This window comes from Sphingobium sp. D43FB (assembly GCF_002312805.1).
In the GTDB taxonomy this organism is placed as follows: Bacteria; Pseudomonadota; Alphaproteobacteria; order Sphingomonadales; family Sphingomonadaceae; genus Sphingobium.
This window is the reverse complement of sequence record NZ_NMUA01000010.1, coordinates 131,320-148,027: the sequence shown is the minus strand read 5'-3', so window position 1 is coordinate 148,027 and position 16,708 is coordinate 131,320. Positions and strand designations below refer to the sequence as shown.

The window sequence follows — 16,708 nt, the reverse complement described above, 5'->3', positions numbered from 1 at the left end:
GGGAGTCAGACTGGCGGCTCAACAATGCGAGGAGGAAGGATATCATTGCTCCCAGCTGGTGCTGAGATCTCCGGCTCTTCTGTAAATATCTGCCACACGGCCATGAACAGAGCTGCGATCACCGGGCCTATCACGAAACCGTTGAACCCCATGAGTTCAAATCCGCCCAGAGTGGAGATCAGCACGACATAGTCGGGCATTCGCGCGTCGCGGCCGACGAGGATCGGGCGGACCACATTATCGACGCTGCTGATGATGAAGAAGCCCAACAAACCTAGCACAACGCCTTGCCAGATGGCCCCGGTGGCAAGCAGATAAATGGTGACCGGAACCCAGATGAGTCCCGTACCGATCGCGGGAAACAGGGAGAAGACGCCCATCGCCACGCCCCATAGTAATGCGCCTGGAAATCTCATGGCCCAAAAAACGAGGCCTCCGATCGTGCCCTGAAGTACGGCAACGATTAGGCTCCCTTTGATGGTCGCCCGCACCACGGATATGAATTTGCCGACCAGAACTGATCGCTGACCCACGGTCAGAGGAATGGCACGCTCGATCCGCGCCGCCAGTCCGTGCCCGTCGCGCAGGAGGAAGAATGTGAGATAGAGCATCACACCAAGCGCCAGGAAAAATCCAAATGTGCCCTGACCAAGGCTCAGGATTTGTCCAGCCACCGTCTGAAAGCTGTTCGCAAATCCGGCGCTCAATTTGGAACGGAAGCCATCCAGATTGCCAAGGCCTATGTCTGCAAGCCAGCGGCTTGCCCAAGCGGGCAGATGGGTTTGTAATTCCGCGAAAAAGCGCGCGAGATCAATCTCTCCGGCGCGCAACCGCGCGTAGAAATTTGTCGCTTCGCGCAGCAGCGCAACCCCCAAAAGCATCGCTGGGACGACGACCAGGCTTGTGATGATGAGCAAAGTCGCCAACGCTGCGCCGTTCCGGCGTTGTGGCATGACGCGAAGCAAATATGCATTCAGTGGATCGAACAGAACGGCTGCGATCACCGCCCAGAGGATCGCCCCCGAAAATGGCGCGATCAACCACAAGAAGGCTAAGGTCGCGAAGATGACGAGCGAAAGGAGAAACCCACGAGCAAGGGCGAAACCCTGGTGAGAGAGTGTGCTCAAAGGGCTGCCGTCAGGACAGGTTTCATAGCAGGCGATTTCTTTGCCAGCACGCGCCTGACCACCGGTTTGCAGGCTTCCAGTATCAGCAGGAGTGCAAAACCGAGGCCGACGGCCAACGCCATATCGCTCCACCCGATCGAACCGAATTTGAGCAGGCCCTGCGCCCATGGAAAGGTCAGTATGAGCGCTGTCACGGTGACGATGGCGGCAACGACATAGCGCAGTGCGCGGTTGTGCCGTGTCAGGGCATCGCCCAGCGAGGCGTTGAACGATCGGTTTACAAGAATCAGCGCCAGGATCTCGCCAACGAGGGCGAAGAAGGTCAAAGCACGTATCTCTGTGGTCGGCATGCCAGACCACATGGAAAGCAAGAAAACGCCAGTTAACAGGCCAAAGGCAAGGCCACCTTGAAACACGCTCCACACTATCATCGGGAACGAAAACAGCGCTTCGTTCGGATCGCGTGGGGGATGTTGCATGACATCGGCTTCCTCGCCCTCGGCTTCGAACACCAGCGCGCAGACGGGGTCGATCACCATTTCGAGCAATGCGATATGAATAGGCCCGAGCAGGATCGGAAGACCAAAGAACAAGGGCAGCAGGGCAAGTCCAGCGATCGGAACATGCACCGCGAAGATGAAGGCCATGGCCTTGCGGATATTGTCGTAGATACGGCGACCCAATCGCACCGACTGCACGATGGCGCCAAAATCATCATCAAGCAAAACCATTGCCGAGGCTTCGCGTGCCACATCTGTGCCGCGCTTTCCCATCGCTATGCCGATATGGGCTGCCTTGAGCGAAGGGGCGTCGTTGACGCCATCGCCGGTCATTGCGACGATCTCGCCGCGCGCCTTGAAGGCCTGCACGATACGCAGTTTCTGCTCTGGCATGATGCGCGCGAATACGGTGACTGTCTTCAGGCGTGCCGCCAGTTGCGCATCGTCGAGCGCTTCGAGATCGCTCCCGGTCAGGAGATCGCCCTTGGCAATGCCTGCCTGAGTGGCAATCGACCGGGCGGTAGCGGCATAGTCACCCGTAATCATCACGACCCGGATGCCGGCGCTGCGGCATTGCGCGATGGCATCCGGGACGCTCGCGCGGAGCGGATCAGCAAGGCCGATCAGTCCGGCTAGCGCATAGTCATAACCCCGCTGTGAATGCGACCAGTCGCGATCCGGCGCCGTCGCGGTCGCCACGGCAAGAACGCGTATGCCTCGCTCCGCCATTGCCTCGACAGCCGCCGTCATCGCGGCAAGTGCCTCATGGGATAGATGGCAGAGACCTGCAATCGCTTCTGGCGCTCCTTTGGCACAGACATTCAGCCTGCCGCTCTCCTCCCATATGTTCGACATAGCCAAGAGTTCTGGCCGCAGGGCGAAGGCGTGGACCAATGTCATGTCCGGTTGGTCGGTCGCGGCAATAGCGGCTTGGGCGCTATGCAGCGCGATATCCATCGCGTCTGTTGGTTCGATGGCGCTTGCGAGCGCGGCGACCTTCAGGAGGGCACGGAAATCCTCCGGAACGGCGGTGTCATCCGCCATTCGCCTGGCACCGCCGGATGGAAGCCAGAGGTCGGAGACTGACATGCGGTTCTCCGTCAAAGTGCCGGTCTTGTCGGTGCAGAGGATCGTTGCCGAACCAAGGGTCTCGATCGCTGCGGTTCTCCTGGTAAGCACGCCTACCTTCCCGATCCGCCATGCGCCCATCGCAAGGAAGACGGTAAGGACAACGGGAAACTCCTCGGGCAACAGCGACATGCCTATTGCGATCCCGGCAAGCACTGCCTCGATCCAGCTGCCTCGAAAGAGCCCGAAGAGCAGTACGACCAACAGCGCGACCAAGAGTCCACCAACAGCGCACCAGGCAACAATGCGCGTCGTTTCGCGGCGCAGGCGCGGCGTTTCGGTGTCCAGCGTCGCAAGCGACTGACCGATCCTGCCAATCTCGCTATTAGGGCCGGTAGCGATGACTCTCGCTATTCCACTGCCGCGTGCGATCAAAGATCCTGAAAAAACGTAGGGTTGGCCCTCGCCGCCGGGACGACGGCGCTCGTCGATCACCTTGCCCGTCGTCGCCAACTTGCCAACTGCCAAAGACTCGCCTGTCAGCAGGGACTCGTCGGCTTGGAGGTCGGCCGCCTCGATCAGGACTGCATCAGCGGCGACCCTGTCGCCGACCTCGAGGACGATCAGGTCATCGCAAACCACTTCCCGGCCGGCGACGCGAAGGCGCACGCCGTCTCGGATGACGAGGGCCCGCGGTGCAGAAAGGTCGCGTAAAGTCTCCAGGACATGCTCGGTCCGGTTCTCCTGGATGATCGTGACGGCGATCGAGAAGGTCGCAAAACCAAGGAGTATGAGCGCTTCGGTCAGACTGCCCAGCAGCAGATACGCAATCCCTCCCGCCATCAGAAGAGCCAGCATCGGTTCGCGAAGCACCCCGATGGCAATGCGGAAAATCGAGCGTTGCCCGGTGCGGGGCAGTTCGTTGCCGCCTTGGCTGGTCAAGCGGTCGACTGCTTCCCGCGCGGTGAGACCGGATAGTCGGTCGTCACTGCTCATTGCGGTATCGCCAGGCTTAGTGCGACTGAGCGATCTGCCAAGCGCTGCTGTCACGAGTAGGGCGACGCCCTGTCGCGCACCTCGCCTCTCGCGAAGATAAAGACAGGACGGGAAGCTTCGATGATGCCGTCCTTGTCGCGCGGCGCTGACGGCACAAGGATCATGAGAGCAGCCTTCATCACCTCTTCTCGCCGCTCACATCCTCGAATTCCGCATCGACGGCATGTTCGTTGGACGGACCCGTAGATGTCTCACCGGCGGTCGCCCCCGAGGGGTGCGCTGCCTGCGCCTTATGGACAGCCTCCTCGATCCGCCCAGCGATGTCAGAGAGACGCTGTGTTGCCTGAACCAGGCCAGCTTCCTGCCCGGCCTCTACCGCCGATCGCACCACCTCGAGCGCGCTGCGGGCGTCGGTCTGATCGGCGGCGGCGACGGCGTCTCCGTGTCGGGCCAGAGACTGTTCCACCTGGTGAATCAATGTGTCCGAATGGTTCTTCGCTTCGACAAAGCTGCGCCGTACCTTGTCAGCGCCTGCGTTTGCTTCGGCCTCCTTCACCATTCGCTCGATATCGGCATCACCAAGGCCGCCATTCGCCTGGATTTGAATCTGTTGTTCCTTGCCAGTGGCCTTGTCCTTCGCCTGGACGGATACGAGGCCATTGGCATCTATGTCGAAAGTCACCTCGATCTGCGGCATGCCGCGCGGAGCGGGCTGGATGCCTGTCAGGTCGAAATTGCCCAGCGCCTTGTTGTCCGCCGCCATTTCCCTCTCGCCCTGATAGACCTTGATCGTCACCGCCGCCTGGTTCTCGTCTGCTGTCGAGAATGTCTGGCTTTTCTTGCTGGGAATGGTGGTGTTGCGGTCGATCAGGCGCGTAAAGACACCGCCAAGCGTTTCGATGCCGAGGCTGAGCGGTGTAACGTCGAGCAGGAGTACGTCTTTGACGTCCCCGCGTAAAATCGCCCCCTGTACCGCAGCGCCGATCGCCACGACTTCATCTGGATTGACGTTGCGCGCAGGCTCCTTGCCAAAAAATTCGCGAACGACATCGATGACCTTGGGCATCCGCGTCATGCCGCCGACAAGGACGACCTCATCGATATCGGTGGCCGTCACGCCAGCATCTTTGAGGGCGGCCTTGCAAGGCTCCATCGTGCGCTTGATCAGGTCGTCGACCAGCGTTTCCAGCTTTGCCCGCGTCATCCTGATCAGAAGATGCTTTGGTCCCGATGCGTCGGCCGTGATGAAGGGAAGATTGATCTCTGTCTCCTTGGTCGAAGACAGTTCAATCTTGGCTTTTTCCGCAGCCTCTTTGAGGCGCTGCAAGGCCAACTTGTCGGTTCGAAGGTCGATGCCCTGATCTTTCTGAAACTCGGAAGCGAGAAAATCGATCACGCGTGCGTCGAAGTCCTCACCGCCCAGGAACGTGTCGCCATTGGTACTTTTAACCTCGAAAACGCCGTCACCGATTTCGAGGATGGAGATGTCAAAAGTGCCGCCGCCCAGATCATATACCGCGATCCGGCCGCTGGTCTTTTTGTCGAGACCATAAGCGAGCGCCGCTGCCGTCGGCTCATTGATGATCCGCAGCACTTCAAGGCCGGCGATACGTCCGGCATCTTTGGTCGCCTGACGTTGGGCGTCATTAAAATAGGCGGGGACCGTGATCACCGCCTGCGTGACGGTTTCGCCCAGATAGGCTTCGGCCGTTTCCTTCATCTTGCCCAGAATGAATGCGCTTATCTGCGAGGGAGGATATTTCTGATCGCGCGCTTCGACCCATGCGTCGCCATTGTCGCCGCAGACGATGCCATAAGGAACGAGAGCCTTGTCTTTCGTTGCGACCGGATCGTCATAGCGGCGACCCATTAGCCGCTTTACGGCATAGATCGTGTTGGTGGGATTGGTGATGGACTGGCGTTTCGCGGCCTGACCCACTAGCCGCTCGCCCTGCTCGGCAAATGCTACAATGCTGGGCGTCGTGCGGGCTCCTTCGCTGTTTTCGATCACGCGCGCCTCCTTACCGTCCATGATGGCGACGCAGGAATTGGTCGTACCCAGATCGATACCGATGACTTTGCTCATGCTGCTATTCCTTTTGAAGAACCGGTGCGAAGGGAGCGACGCGCTAGAAGAGGGGAGAGTGGAGAGAGGTGAACGAGGCGGGGCCGCCTCATGACGGCGGTCGATGCTCATGCGTGGCTGCTTTGGCGATGATGACCATTGCGGCTCGCAGAAGACGTCCGTTCAATGTCCAAGTCGGGGACAGAGTTTGCAGAATGGTACCGGGCGCTTCGTTGTCGACGCCCTGCTCGGCCACTGCTTGATGAAAATTTGGATCAAATGCAGCGCCGATCGGATCCAGGCGCTTGATCCCGTGTCGCTCGAGCAAGGCGATGAAGCCGCGCTCGGTTTCGACCAGTCCGGCTCTTACGCCCGCGATATTGTCAGGCTCCTGATCAGAAACCTGTGGGAGCCTGTCGAGCGCGCGCCGCAGATTCTCCGCGGTCTCGACAACGTCGAGCGCGAATTTCTCAATGGCATAGCGGCGACCATCGTCGACATCCCGTTTCGCGCGGGTGCGGATATTGGCGTTATCAGCTTCTGATCGGACCCATCGCTCTCGCATCTCCGCCAGTGAGGCTTCGAGGGTAAAGATTTTCGCGTGGCGGGGATCGGCACTGCTGGGGTCAAATATTGGCTCGATCGGAGCCGTTGTGCGATCTCCAACATGATCGATATCGTCGCTGGCGCTGGTCATGGTTTTATTCCTGCAAAGGCCGTCGGGGCGAGGCGGGCAGGCATGAGTGAACCTGTGCGCAATCTATAGTGGAACGGAATATGTCGGCGGCAGGGTCGGAAACTACGCAGCATCCCAGGACAGCTCGAAAAGCGCCCGCCAACGGTTCGAAGTCCGCCGTTTTACCCGTCTCGACCGGCACCAAGTCTTCGGCCGCCAATAGTCCAAGCATCCGCTTAGTGAGCCAGGAATAGGTAGTTTCCGTCGCTACCGGGCATTGCGCTCGCACCGGTAGATGCTGGAGATCGCCCTGGCCGCCTAGACGGCGAGGGTGGCGGATATCCTAGTCAGGAACGGACTTTCCCCGATCGGCAATATTGTGGACTGCCTAATCATTGGCGGCGGCCCGGCTGGGCTTACGGCTGCAATTTATCTGGGGCGCTTCAGACGCAGTGTCGCTCTCGTGGACGGCGGCTGGAGCCGCGCGGAATGGATAACTTTGAGCCATAATCTGGCTGGGTTCCCCGATGGTATCAGTGGGCCGCTCTTCCTCGAGCATATGCGCCAACAGGCAGGGCTCTACGGATGCAAAGTCTAACCGGGCTATATCGATCATCTTCAACGCGACAGTGGGGGAGGCTTCTCTGCGCATATGAACGATGTCTCGATATCGGCGCGATCGGTCATCCTCGCAACTGGGGTCGTTGAAAACAAACCAACCGTGCCGCACCTAGCCGATGCCGTGAAACGCGGCGTCATCCGCACCTGCCCGATCTGCGATGGGTATGAGAGCATGGACAAGCGCATAGCGGTACTAGGGAATAGCGCGCACGCCGCGGCTGAGGCGCTGTTCTTGCGAACCTACACCAGTGCATTGTCGCTTCTGCTAGTCGGACAAAACATTCTTCTATCTACAGATACCCAAGCGGCCCTTGCCGAAGCGGGCATCGACATACGACATGTGGGCGCTGGATCTGTGCAATTGCAGGCCGACGGCGCCACCGCCTTCTGCGCTGAGGATGGCGCAACCTACAGGTTCGATATCCTCTACACAGCCTTTGGCACCAGCTCGCAGACCAAATTGGCAAGAGCGCTTGGTGCTGACATGGACATGGCTGGCCGGCTCTTTGTGAGCGAGCATCAGGAAACCTCCGTTAAAGGCCTGTATGCCGCAGGCGACCTCGTCCGGGGGCTGAACCAGATTAGCGTCGCCTGCGGCGAGGCAGCGATCGCCGCCACGACCGTGCACAACGCATTGCCAAGAGTGCCCGCAGCCGAAAAGTCGGTGGCCTCCTGATGACTTGCGCGAAACAGCCGTATCGCAAGAGGCTCTTTTGCTCGTCTCTATCTGTTCGATTACTTCGGGCATCGGCACGTTCCGCCGACCCTAGGTAATTTCCGATCCTTCCGAACCGTGCCTGATGACCGCATCTTTGGCGATCAGGCCGTCGATATTGTGGCTGGCGCCGATCATCGCCGTTGCCCGCACAAAGGCCCCAGACAAAAAATGGAGACGACATGATCAATGTATCCGCTTCATGGGACAAAACAGTCGATGTCATCGTCATCGGATATAGTTTTGCCGGCGCGATAGCTGCGATCACCGCCTCGGATGCCGGCGCCAGGATACTGCTTATCGAGAAGGCGCCCGAACAGCACAAGGGCGGTAACAGCCGGGTCTGGGCCAACGTCGCAAGCGAGAAAACCGCGGTCCTTGCGTGGAATCCCAAACCTGGTTCAGGCTCATCTCGGCCTGGAGGCCATCAGGCTGTTTGCTGAGCACACCCGACTTGTAGTGCGCAAGACGGCCGAGTGCCGAGCCACCCCGACGACTGCAAGCGATGAAGGATGAGAATGCGTGGACAACCCTTACAAGACCTTGGGCGTCGCGCACGATGCCAGTCAGGATGCCATCCGCCAAGCCTATCGGAAACTTGCCAAGAAGCACCATCCCGATCTCAATCCGGGGGATGCAAAAGCCGAAGAGCAGTTCAAAAAGGTTGCAGCCGCCAATGGCCTGCTGTCCGACCCCGAGAAGCGTGGGCAGTTCGATCGCGGTGAGATCGATGCGGCGGGGCAGGAGCGCGCGCAGCGTCCGTCATACAGGGATCATGCCGATGGTGATCCTGGTCGCCGCTATAGCCCTGGTGCCCAGGAATCATGGGATTCCGGTGATTTCAGCGACATCTTCGGGTCGATATTCAGGAACGGCAGACGGCCCGGTGGCGCCTTCCGTTCAGCCGGCAACGATGAGCGCTACTCGCTCACGACAGACTTTCTCGAGGCAATCAACGGCGCAACGCGCAGGATCAATCTGCCCGATGGTCGTATGCTCGATGTAAAGATCCCCGCCGGGACTGTCGATGGGCTGGTGATGCGACTGCGCGGGCAGGGCGGTGCTGGTATAAATGGTGGGGCAGCAGGCGATGCCCTCATCGAAATTCATGTCGCACCCCATCCTTTCTTCGAGCGAAGCGGCCAGGACATCAAAATCGTTCTGCCCGTGTCCCTTGCCGAAGCTGTCCTGGGCGGTCCTGTCGAGGTCAAGACGCCGCGGGGCCCTGTCAAGCTGCAGGTGCCGGCAGGTTCGGACAGTGGAACGGAGCTGAGGTTGCGTGGCCGGGGCGTGCCGCAATCCAAGGGGCATGCGGCAGGCGATCTCTACGCTACTCTACGCGTCATGATCGGCAAGCCTGATGCAGCGCTCACCAACTTCCTGAGGGATTGGAAGCCAGAGAACTCTGTTAATCCAAGGGCCAAGATGGAGACTGCGGCATGATGAGCTTCGACGTCCTGGTGACCAGGATCGACGGGTTGGACCCCGATGATCTTTCACGCTGGATCACGAACAAATGGGTTCGGCCCAAAAGCCAAAGCGGGCATTATGTCTTTGAGGAGATCGATGTTGCGCGCGTCCATCTGATCTACGAATTGCGCGAGGATCTGGACGTCAACGAGGCGGCTTTGCCGGTCGTGCTGTCCCTTCTCGACCAGCTGTACGGCCTGCGGCGCCACGTCCGTGCCATAGGCGATGCGATCGAGCAAATCGCATCGGAGGATATGCGGCGTGCCTTAACCGCGCATCTCGCAAGTCAGCAGCGCAGGAAGACCGACGAGAAGGAAGCGGATGATATTGCCGCTCGTTCGTAAACAATCGTCCAGCGTTCGATGCAGCCCTAGCCATCTTGCGACCGGGTCAGGCCTTCTCCACCTCTGACGGTGTTTGCGGGGCGAGGAGCGAGAGCAGCATAGCGAAGGCCGCCCCAACCCAGAGGCCGTTCATGCCGATATGGTGGTAGCCAATGGCGCCCGCCACGCCGCCCAAGACGAGGCCAAGCCACAGGAGAAGATAGGGGAGCCATCCCAGCCGGTTGCCCCCCAGCAGAGCGTCGGCGATACGCTGTCCGACCTTGACCAACGTTCCGGTCATATAGGTCACCCCGACGCTGACCTCGCCGTCTCGCTGAAAAACGGTATTGGCGCATCCCATGGCGACTGCCATCGCGTGAACGGCCCATCCGTCGAGGGCGACGCGATTGCAGCCTGCGGCGAGCGCGAGGAGAACGGAAACGGTCAGGAGAACAGTAGCCTTGCGTCGGCGTGCATGCAGGGTGGATAGCAAAGAACCGACTATCACGCCGCCGACAAAGGCACCGATGAGCGATGCCGCGAGCAGTACAGGATGAGATTGCGTCGCGATGCCTACGGCGAGGCGTGTCGAGTTCCCGCTCATGAACGAGACGAAGAGGCCGCCGAGCTTCAGGAAGCCGATCGCGTCGATGAACCCCGCGAGCATCGCCAGACAGATCGCCAAAATGCGCGGTCGTCGACTGTAGCGGATCATGCCTTGCTCACGACGGCGAACGCGGATCGATAGCGGCCGAGCGGTCGGTGCCGAGCTTCCGCCACGAAATGACTGGGACAGGATTGCGCAGTTCATCCGGCATAGCGCGTCTCCAGTAGATCCAGTTCACGGATCATTTTTTTCGCTAGCTCGCTCCCTAGCATGTGCGAGCGTACCATATTGAACACTTCGGCGCGCTCGGCCTTCAGGGCTGCAAGTCGCATGTCGCGTTCGATCCGCTCGGAACGGCGGCCCGACGCATTATCCTCGGCATTTCCCTGGCGGTTTTCGATGCGCTGCCGATAGGACGACATGATCTTGGACGCGACCTCGACATAGAGATCGGCGTCGCCCCGCCCTTCGGCGAGATCATGTTGCACTCGCTCAATCTCGGCGATGGCGGCCTGGGCTGCTCGGATACGGGCCGTGTCTTCCTCGGCCTGGTGCGAGGGCTCGGCCGGCATTTGGAGCCCGCTGAGCAGCCATGGCAGCGCAATGCTAGCCGCGACGAGAGAGGTGATAATGACGCCCATCGCTAGGAAAATCGCCAGATCCCGCGCCGGGAATGGCGCTCCATCGGGCATGGTAAGAGGAAGGGTTAGCACGCCTGCCAGGGTGATCGCGCCCCGCACGCCAGCAAAGGACATGGCGCCCACGATGCGCCAGTTCGGTGTCGACTGCCGCTCCTTCTGTCGAAACAGCGTGAGATGGAAGGAAACCCACACCCAGGCGAACCGGAGCGCTGCCAAGCCGATGGTGATCGCCAGCACATAGGTTATGAGCCATGAAGGGTGGTGATGGCCTGTCTGGCGGACCGTCTCGGACGCACCCGAGATAATCATGGGGAGTTGCTCGCCCAGGAGGACGAAGATGATGCCGTTCGCCGCGAACTGGATGACGTCCCAGACGGTGCTGCGACGGATCCGGGTGATGGCCAGGGCCTGACCCCCGCCTTCGACGAAGCCCATTGTCAGGCCGGCGGCAACCGCCGCCAGAATGCCTGAGCAATGGAGGCGTTCCGCCACGAGATAAGCGCCAAACGGTATCAGCAGGCTGATGAGTATCTGCGATCCGCTATCCTCTCACAGCCGCCGGCTGATCCAGTTCTTGGCGCGCGCGATCAACCAGGTCAGTCCGGCTCCTACCGCCACACCGCCTAAGGCCATCCACAAGAAATTGAGAGCGGCGGCCTGCAGTGAGAAAACGCCCGTGAGAGCGGCAGCGATGGCAAAGCGCAGGCAGACCAGGCCAGAGGCGTCGTTCAGGAGCGACTCGCCTTCAAGGATATGCATCATGCGCTTTGGAATTGGCACGCGGTGCGCGATGGCCGAAACAGCGATCGGATCGGTGGGCGAGACCACCGCCGCGAGGGCGAACGCCACTGCGAGCGGTATTGTCGGGATCAGCCAATGAATGAACAGGCCCATGCCAAGGACGGTGAACACCACCAGTCCTAACGCAAGTCCGAGGATCGCGCGTCCGTCCTTGAACAACTCTTCGCGCGGGATACGCCAGCCGTCGAGAAACAGGAGTGGCGGCAAAAGCAGGAGGAAAAAAATCTCTGGGTCGAGAGTCACCCGCCAGTTTGCGGCAAGACCGATGGCTGCGCCCAAGAGAATTTGTACGAGGGGACGCGGAACGGGGATTGGAAGGATACGGGATATGGCGCCGCTGACGACAACGGCAAACAGCAAGGCAAGGACGATCGTAATGGCTTCCAAGACTTTTCTTCCCGTTCGCTAGCGTTGCTCGCCCTGTCATGCTCAGCGTTGCGGAACCAGCCATTGTGACTCTACGGCGAGCCGTTAGAATGACGGTGGATCGCACCACTTAGCAAATACCCCTTTGTGGCGACCTTGATCTAGCTAGCTGGCCGACCGAATACCGGATGCATGCCGCATTTTGGCGCAGCCGTCATAAGGCGACCCGATTTAGCCTCAGCGCATTCATAACCACCGTGAACGATGAAAGAGCCATTGCTGCTCCCGCAAACATGGGAGACATCAGCAGTCCGGTCACAGGATATAATATTCCGGCCGCTACGGGGATGCCGACGCCATTGAAGATAAACGAAAAGAAAAGATTTTCGCGGATGTTTCGCATCGTCGCACGTGCGAGACCACGCGCTCGAACGATCGCCGACAAGTCGCCATGGGTCAACGTGATGCCGGCACTCTCGATCGCGACGTCAGTCCCGGTCCCCATCGCAATACCAACATCGGCCACAGCAAGGGCAGGGGCATCGTTGATACCGTCGCCCGCCATGGCGACTTTGGCGCCGGCCAGCTGCAACGCACCAACGATGCTGGCTTTGTCCTCGGGTTTGAGGTCCGCATGTATAGCATCGATGCCGCCTACTTGTCGTGCTACAGCATTGGCGGTCATCGGATTGTCTCCGGTCAACATCACGATCCTTAGGCCTTGCTTACGGAGCATTGCAATCGCACCCGCAGCGCTCTCGCGGACGGGATCGGCGACGGCAAGAAAGCCTGCCAGGCGGCCGTTCAGCGCTACGAACATGACGCCGGCTCCGTTCCCGCGAAAGGCGTCCACCCTCGCCTGAAACGTGCCAGGATCGAGGCCGATCCTTGCCATTTGCTGGGCGCTGCCGATCACGACCTTATGTCGTCCAACAACGCCGCTGATCCCGAGGCCGGTCTGGGATTCGAATTGCTTTACTTCCGGAAGCTTCGCTCCTGCCAGCTTTGCGGCAGCAACGATCGCCTGTGCCAGCGGATGCTCCGATTGCGCCTCAAGCGCTGCGGCGAGGCAGAGGAGCTCGGTCGGGCGCGTGCCTGCGACAGTCTCGGTGGCGATGAGACGGGGCTTTCCTTCGGTGAGGGTGCCCGTCTTGTCGATCACCAGCGTGTCGATCCGATCAAGCGCCTGCAGCGCCTGCGCTTCCTTTATGAGGATTCCCGCGCGCGCGCCCCGTCCGGTTCCGACCATGATTGACATGGGGGTCGCCAGACCCAGCGCGCAGGGACAAGCAATGATCAGGACGGCGATGGCGTTCAGCAAGGCGTGGCCAAAGCGCGGCTCCGGTCCAACGGCCGCCCATATGGCGAACGTCAAAAGTGCGATGAAAACAACGATCGGAACAAACCATCCCGATATCTGGTCGGCCAGCGCCTGGATCGGCGCCCGGCTGCGCTGAGCAGCCGCTACCATCTTGACGATCCGGGCCAGCATTGTATCTGCTCCAACGGCCCGCGCCTCGATGGCCAGGCTGCCAGCCCCATTGGTAGTACCGCCAGCTACGCTTGCGCCCGGAATTTTCCATATCGGCGTAGGCTCTCCTGTCAGCATCGACTCATCGACCGGTGAGCGTCCATCAATGACGATACCGTCGACCGGAACGCTCTCGCCTGGACGTATCCGCAGTCGATCGCCGACAAGGATCTGGCTCAGCGGAAGGTCTATCTCAGGGCCGTCTGCCTGGATCCGCCGTGCCGTCTTGGGGGCTAGATCCAGAAGCGCTCGAATGGCGTGACCCGTTGCGGCGCGGGCGCGGAGCTCGATCACCTGGCCAAGAAGCACCAACGCTACGACCACACCGGCGGCCTCATAATATACGGGCACCATTGCGTCATGCATTCGGAACGCATGGGAAAACAGGCCGGGCATTATCGTTGCGATGAAACTATAGCAGAAAGCCGAACCTACCCCGATCGAGACCAGAGTGAACATGTTGAGCCGCCAGGTCACAATCGAGATCCAGCCACGCTGAAAAAAGGGGGCGCCGGCCCAAAGGACGATTGGCGCGGCCAAGGCCAGTTGGACCCACGGTGAAACATCTGGGCTCATCAGATGAAGGTTCAGCATTTCCGACAGCATCGAGACAATTAGAAGGGGAATGCACAAAATTCCCGCGACGGTGAGACGCCGCATCAAATTAGCGAGCTCGGGGTTCGGCGCGTCGTCGCTCCGCGGCGCTTCAGGCTCCAGCGCCATGCCGCAAATCGGGCAAGGCCCTGGTGCATCATGATGGATTTGCGAATGCATTGGGCATGTCCACAAAGCAGCCTCCAGGGCACCGGCAGCAATGTGGTCGTGCTCGCCACGTAGCGCGTCGCAGTGACCCGTTCGAGCGGTGATATCACTCTTTGGAGAGAGAGCTGCCTTCCCATCCTGTATCACTGTCCTGGTCATAGCAGCCCCGATTGCCGCCGATGCGCGGATGCCTTCATGCCGAAAAATCCTCGCCGATGTAGAGATGGCGAACCTGGGGGTCGGCGATCAAATTGGCTGGGCTACCCTCAAAGAGCATGCGTCCTTCGTAGAGGACATAGGCCCGATCCACGATCTCGACCATCTCGTGCACATTATGATCGGTTATCAGGACGCCGATGCCGCGCTCGCTTAGATCGCGCACCATGGCCTTGATTTCTGCGATTGATAGCGGATCCACGCCTGCAAAGGGCTCGTCTAGCAATAGGATCGTTGGTCTAGCGGCCACGGCCCGGGCAATTTCGCAGCGGCGGCGCTCTCCTCCTGAGAGAGCAACAGCCGACATGTGGCGAACAATATTGAGCCCAAATTCCTGCAGCAACCCGTCGAGCATGATCACGCGCTTGGCCGGGTCTTCCTCGAACAGTTCGAGAACGGTCATGATATTCTCTTCGACGCTCATGCCGCGGAAGATCGACTGTTCCTGGGGGAGGTAGCCAAGGCCCAATACCGCGCGCTCGGATGTCGTCCTCTGGGTCACGTCGACACCGCCAAGCAGGATGCGTCCCCGATCAATGGCGACAATGCCCGCGATAGCGTAAAAGCAGATGGTCTTACCGGCTCCATTTGGCCCCAGCAGGCCAACCACTTCCCCGTGCGAGACGTCAAGCGATACGGCCTGCAGCACCTCGCGATCGTCGTAGGATTTTCTTACGTCGACTATCGACATATCTGGAACTGCCTTGCGATCTATCCGCGGCACGGCCGCACTTGCAAATGGTGCGAGGTCGTTCACGGCGTTAGCCTGCGTTGCCGCTGGCTCTCAATCATATAATATTTCATCCAGTGCCCATTACTTGTTGTGCGGGGAGCAGCCGGGCGGCCCGCAAGGGTAGAGATCCAAGAGGCAATCAGCCTTGTCCGTTGGCCGTGTCAGTCATTTCGATGCCCTGAATGCCCGTCCCTTTGCAGCATCGGGATATACTCAGCGCGGCGGCGCAAACGGCCTTTGAAGGGTAAAGGCCCTTGCTAGCTTGCGACACGGCGCTGGCGGCCCCCTCCTGAGTAGTTTCCGACCCAATTGTTCGATCCCTTTATGTGGCATTTCAAGGTCTGACGGACACTGAGACGGAGAGATGCAATGGGGCTGCTCATCGCTGGTAACTGGAAAATGAACGGCCTTGGTGATCGACTGGGGGAGGTAAGCGCGGTTGCGGAATGCGCGCGGACGACTTCAGGTCACAATGATGTCCTGATCTGCGTACCGAGCACCCTCATTACCCGTGCTGTCGAGGCGGGCGCTGGGCTCGTTGTCATCGGCGGCGAGGATTGCGGCGCTGGCGTGAGCGGCGCATTCACCGGCGATATAAGCGCCGAAATGCTCAAGGACGCAGGCGCAAGCGCTGTTATCGTAGGCCATTCCGAGCGGCGTCGAAATCACAACGAAACCGATGCGATGGTAGCAACAAAGGCGGTAGCGGCGCGGCGGGCGGGGCTCGCCGTCATCATCTGTATCGGTGAGACCCAAGCGCAACGGGATGAAGGCGCGGCGCTTTCAGCTTGCTCTGCGCAGATAGCGGCGAGCCTGCCAGTCGATCTCGAGTTCTCGGAAGGAAGCGCCATTGCCTACGAGCCGCTTTGGGCCATTGGCACTGGTCGCGTGCCGACGGCCGGAGAGATAGTTGAGGTCCATCAGTCCATTCGCCAGCGGCTGACGGACTTGATGGGCGATCGCAATCACGGTCTCCGAATCCTCTACGGCGGGTCGGTGACTGCGGAAAACGCCGAATCTATCCTTGAGTTGCCCCAGGTTGATGGGGTGCTTGTTGGAGGCGCCAGCCTCCGATCGCACGACTTCAACGGCATTATCCGCGCGGCGGACGCCGTTACTCGGCACTCAGGGGATCCGTTGCGCAGATTGCGCCATGCCTATGAAACGGACCGATGAAGGAGCTTGCCATTGACTAAGTTCATCCCCAACAGAGCAATGACGTTCGCTACTGCCTGGATCGCGCAGAACATAGAGATCGGACCATTTTCGTGGAACGATCCGCCGATCTATGACGGTCCGATACGGGCGTTCAGGAAAGATGCCGCGCAGGCCGGGTTCGATGAGACCCAACTCGAGCAGGGCATCGGCGCGGTTCCCCTGTTCATCGCCAACGCCTATCGGGACGCCAGTGCCAGCTGGCGCGGCGCTCACCGCTTCCGGGCCGAGGATGACCCGCAAGGCTGAAAAATAAGGCTGCAAAGCCAAGCTTT

The 16,708-nt window shown here is 60.1% G+C and carries 13 protein-coding genes and 2 pseudogenes; 6 read left to right on the top strand and 9 right to left on the bottom strand.

Annotated features, from left to right (window positions below; genetic code table 11):
- Positions 1-5: 5 nt before the first annotated feature.
- The 5 genes from SxD43FB_RS10970 to SxD43FB_RS10955 form a co-directional block, all read right to left on the bottom strand.
- Positions 6-1,127, bottom strand: a complete 1,122-nt coding sequence (locus SxD43FB_RS10970; RefSeq protein ID WP_096062199.1) for an AI-2E family transporter — start codon at positions 1,125-1,127, stop codon at positions 6-8.
- Positions 1,124-3,691, bottom strand: a complete 2,568-nt coding sequence (locus SxD43FB_RS10965) for a cation-translocating P-type ATPase (protein ID WP_096062198.1) — start codon at positions 3,689-3,691, stop codon at positions 1,124-1,126. Before SxD43FB_RS10965 ends, SxD43FB_RS10970 begins: the two co-directional genes overlap by 4 nt.
- 50 nt (positions 3,692-3,741) lie before the next feature.
- Positions 3,742-3,870 carry a hypothetical protein gene (locus SxD43FB_RS25895; RefSeq protein ID WP_255245677.1) on the bottom strand — a complete coding sequence of 43 codons (129 nt, stop codon included), beginning with the start codon at positions 3,868-3,870 and terminating at the stop codon, positions 3,742-3,744.
- Positions 3,870-5,777, bottom strand: coding sequence for a molecular chaperone DnaK (gene dnaK / locus SxD43FB_RS10960; protein ID WP_096062197.1), 1,908 nt, complete (start codon positions 5,775-5,777; stop codon positions 3,870-3,872). The genes SxD43FB_RS25895 and dnaK overlap by 1 nt, the downstream gene beginning before the upstream one ends.
- Positions 5,778-5,865: 88 nt before the next feature.
- Entirely contained in the window at positions 5,866-6,453 is a 588-nt protein-coding gene (locus SxD43FB_RS10955; protein WP_096062196.1) for a nucleotide exchange factor GrpE, read from the bottom strand.
- 631 nt (positions 6,454-7,084) lie between these two features.
- Here SxD43FB_RS10955 and SxD43FB_RS10945 point away from each other — a divergent pair.
- From SxD43FB_RS10945 to SxD43FB_RS10930, 4 genes are all read left to right on the top strand, one after another.
- Complete coding sequence (locus SxD43FB_RS10945) at positions 7,085-7,729, top strand: NAD(P)/FAD-dependent oxidoreductase (RefSeq protein ID WP_096062194.1); 645 nt, start codon at positions 7,085-7,087, stop codon at positions 7,727-7,729.
- Between the two features lie 221 nt (positions 7,730-7,950).
- Positions 7,951-8,211: an FAD-dependent oxidoreductase gene (locus tag SxD43FB_RS10940; protein ID WP_096062193.1), complete on the top strand. Its 261-nt coding sequence runs from the start codon at positions 7,951-7,953 to the stop codon at positions 8,209-8,211.
- A gap of 79 nt (positions 8,212-8,290) precedes the next feature.
- Entirely contained in the window at positions 8,291-9,211 is a 921-nt protein-coding gene (locus SxD43FB_RS10935) for a DnaJ C-terminal domain-containing protein (protein WP_096062192.1), read from the top strand.
- A complete protein-coding gene (locus SxD43FB_RS10930; protein ID WP_096062191.1) occupies positions 9,208-9,582 on the top strand; it encodes a chaperone modulator CbpM in 375 nt (124 codons plus the stop codon). The genes SxD43FB_RS10935 and SxD43FB_RS10930 overlap by 4 nt, the downstream gene beginning before the upstream one ends.
- A 46-nt stretch (positions 9,583-9,628) precedes the next feature.
- Here the strand turns inward: SxD43FB_RS10930 and SxD43FB_RS10925 are convergent, their stop codons facing one another.
- The 4 genes and pseudogenes from SxD43FB_RS10925 to lptB form a co-directional block, all read right to left on the bottom strand.
- Positions 9,629-10,276, bottom strand: a complete 648-nt coding sequence (locus SxD43FB_RS10925) for a YoaK family protein (RefSeq protein ID WP_096062190.1) — start codon at positions 10,274-10,276, stop codon at positions 9,629-9,631.
- Between the two features lie 92 nt (positions 10,277-10,368).
- Positions 10,369-11,997 (bottom strand): annotated as a pseudogene (locus SxD43FB_RS10920) (Na+/H+ antiporter).
- A 193-nt stretch (positions 11,998-12,190) separates the two neighbouring features.
- Positions 12,191-14,299 (bottom strand): annotated as a pseudogene (locus tag SxD43FB_RS10915) (copper-translocating P-type ATPase); the annotation flags it as partial.
- A gap of 163 nt (positions 14,300-14,462) precedes the next feature.
- Positions 14,463-15,176, bottom strand: coding sequence for an LPS export ABC transporter ATP-binding protein (lptB, locus tag SxD43FB_RS10910; protein ID WP_096062188.1), 714 nt, complete (start codon positions 15,174-15,176; stop codon positions 14,463-14,465).
- A 411-nt stretch (positions 15,177-15,587) separates the two neighbouring features.
- Here lptB and tpiA point away from each other — a divergent pair, with 411 nt between their 5' ends.
- Positions 15,588-16,394, top strand: a complete 807-nt coding sequence (gene tpiA / locus SxD43FB_RS10905) for a triose-phosphate isomerase (RefSeq protein ID WP_096062187.1) — start codon at positions 15,588-15,590, stop codon at positions 16,392-16,394.
- A 12-nt stretch (positions 16,395-16,406) separates the two neighbouring features.
- Positions 16,407-16,682: a hypothetical protein gene (locus SxD43FB_RS10900; RefSeq protein ID WP_141249494.1), complete on the top strand. Its 276-nt coding sequence runs from the start codon at positions 16,407-16,409 to the stop codon at positions 16,680-16,682.
- Positions 16,683-16,708 lie beyond the last annotated feature (26 nt).